The sequence below is a fragment of the Novosphingobium sp. BW1 genome (assembly GCF_008107685.1).
GTDB lineage: Bacteria > Pseudomonadota > Alphaproteobacteria > Sphingomonadales > Sphingomonadaceae > Novosphingobium.
The window spans coordinates 1-241 of record NZ_VIRF01000035.1 but is presented as its reverse complement, the minus strand read 5'-3'; the positions used below and the strand labels follow the sequence as shown (position 1 = coordinate 241).

Annotated in this window: 1 protein-coding gene; it reads left to right on the top strand. The window is 69.3% G+C overall.

Going from position 1 to position 241, the window contains the following annotated elements; genetic code table 11:
• A partial coding sequence (locus FMM79_RS01040) for a LysR substrate-binding domain-containing protein (protein ID WP_240338901.1) occupies positions 1 to 241 on the top strand: 241 nt, incomplete at both ends.

Below are 241 nucleotides of genomic sequence, written 5' to 3'. Positions count from 1 at the left end.
GAGCATGCCGGCATCGATTGGGACAACCTGTCGCCACCCTATGCCTGGCGCTTCCAGCACGACGGCAAGCTCCAGCACCTGCGGCCGAAACGGGCGCGGCTGGCCACCAATAACGCCGAAGCGATGGTCGACGCGGCGCTGGCCGGCCTCGGCATCGCCCACCTGCCGACCTGGTTGTGCAGCGAGTACCTGCTGCGCGGCGAACTGCAGGCGCTGTTCTGCGACGACGGCTTGCCCGCCG